This is a genomic window from Candidatus Nitrotoga sp. 1052, assembly GCF_927312905.1.
GTDB lineage: Bacteria > Pseudomonadota > Gammaproteobacteria > Burkholderiales > Gallionellaceae > Nitrotoga.
This window is the reverse complement of the sequence record NZ_CAKMHQ010000054.1, coordinates 1-1417: the sequence shown is the minus strand read 5'-3', so window position 1 is coordinate 1417 and position 1417 is coordinate 1. Positions and strand designations below refer to the sequence as shown.

Sequence of the window (1417 nt, the reverse complement as noted above, 5' to 3'; positions counted from 1 at the left end):
CCGGCCAGATCGTGGATGAGGGTAGTGGTATTGCCCAGCGGATCCTTGAGGCTGATCAAGTCGCCTTCCGGGCTATATTCCAAGGTATCCACATTACCCAGCGGATCGGTGATGGTCTTGACCTCGCCGCTGCTGGTGTAGGTGTAGCGCGTGACGTTTCCTAGCGCATCGGTACCTTTCAGCATGCGACCCGTGTTTGGATCGTATTCCATCGTGCGGGTCACCTTGTATTGGTCAGACAATTAGATCGTGATTGGATGGCCAGTGTTATCCATTCCCTTGAACGGGCTTACTTTGATTTCGCCTTCACGCTTGCGCGCTTGGGCAATGTCAAAGCTGTTCTGCATGCGCATGAGTGTATCCATCGAAACACCGAATGCCTTTTCGATCCTGAGCGCCATTTCAGACGACAGATGCGCTCGCTCGTTGAGGAGCGTCGAGAGCGTTGCCCGCGTAACCCCCAGAGCCTCGGCTGCCGCCGTCACTGACAAACCCAACGGATCGATGATTTCATGCCGGATGAAGCCGCCGGGATGGGCGGGATTCTTCAACCGAATTTCTGCAATTGCGCTCATGGCTATCTCCTAGTGGTAATCTTCATAGTCGAGGTCGATAATCTCGATCTCGCCAGCATCGATCCGAAACGTCATTCGCCAGTTCTTTGTCACAAAGAGACTCCATGTTCCCTTGCGATCTCCACTGAGCATATGTGCCTTCCAGCTCGGCACTGTCCGCAACTCCTCTTTACGCTCCATATCTTGGAGAAACGAGACCATCCGGCGGATCTTCTCAACGACAGCGGGTTGAAGGCCGCTCGCATCATCGGTTTCAATGAAACGGCGCAGCCCTTTATGGATGACATTTCTAATCCTCATGATTGATCTTACTAATTTCAATCGTTCGGTGTCAAGTTACGACATACAAAATGGTGCGATTCAAGCGCATGTTTGTAACGCATGTGTTCATCCCATTTTGATATTAGGCTTCGCAAGCTCAGCGCCAACTTACATTAGCCCAGGCTACGCTTGCTTCGTTAACCAGCCAGCCAGGTCGTAATCGTAACTCTCGACAGTGTTGCCCAAGGGATTGACCACCGACCCAAGATTGCGATCTGCGCGGTAATTGATCTGGGTAGTGCCGTCCATGGGATCAGCCACCTGCGTGACCTGATCGATGGGGCTCAGGAAAATATCTTCCCGACGATCACCGCGCGAAGTGACGTAATCAAGTGCTCCCGAAAATTCCAGCCTGAGTGGTCTTGCCATGTGCGAAGTTTAACAAGGAATGTTGGAATGTTAGAACTGACCCCGTGATTCTTTGCGTGCCAGCATTTCATCCACAGCAATTCCCGACAACAGTTTGACGTTGACCGTATTGCCCGCCAGCTCGGCGATAACCTGATTACCATCATAGAGAA

The 1417-nt window shown here is 51.9% G+C and carries 4 protein-coding genes; all 4 read right to left on the bottom strand.

Translation table 11 applies throughout. From position 1 onward, the window contains the following. Window positions 1-212, bottom strand: a 212-nt coding sequence (locus tag MJ768_RS11370) for an RHS repeat domain-containing protein (protein WP_239291922.1), incomplete at its 3' end; no start/stop codon positions are given. Between the two features lie 30 nt (window positions 213-242). Beyond that, window positions 243-575 (bottom strand): HigA family addiction module antitoxin, encoded by a 333-nt coding sequence (locus MJ768_RS11365; RefSeq protein WP_239291921.1) that lies wholly within the window; start codon window positions 573-575, stop codon window positions 243-245. Window positions 576-584: 9 nt separating this feature from the next. Further along, window positions 585-875, bottom strand: a complete 291-nt coding sequence (locus MJ768_RS11360; RefSeq protein ID WP_239291919.1) for a type II toxin-antitoxin system RelE/ParE family toxin — start codon at window positions 873-875, stop codon at window positions 585-587. A gap of 144 nt (window positions 876-1019) precedes the next feature. Continuing rightward, window positions 1020-1265 (bottom strand): hypothetical protein, encoded by a 246-nt coding sequence (locus tag MJ768_RS11355; protein ID WP_239291918.1) that lies wholly within the window; start codon window positions 1263-1265, stop codon window positions 1020-1022. Between the last annotated feature and the right edge of the window lie 152 nt (window positions 1266-1417).

Coding starts and splice junctions, on each gene's coding strand:
- MJ768_RS11360 (WP_239291919.1), bottom strand. CDS start 875: ATGAGGATTAGAAATGTCATCCATAAAGGGCTGCGCCGTTTCATTGAA.
- MJ768_RS11365 (WP_239291921.1), bottom strand. CDS start 575: ATGAGCGCAATTGCAGAAATTCGGTTGAAGAATCCCGCCCATCCCGGC.
- MJ768_RS11355 (WP_239291918.1), bottom strand. CDS start 1,265: ATGGCAAGACCACTCAGGCTGGAATTTTCGGGAGCACTTGATTACGTC.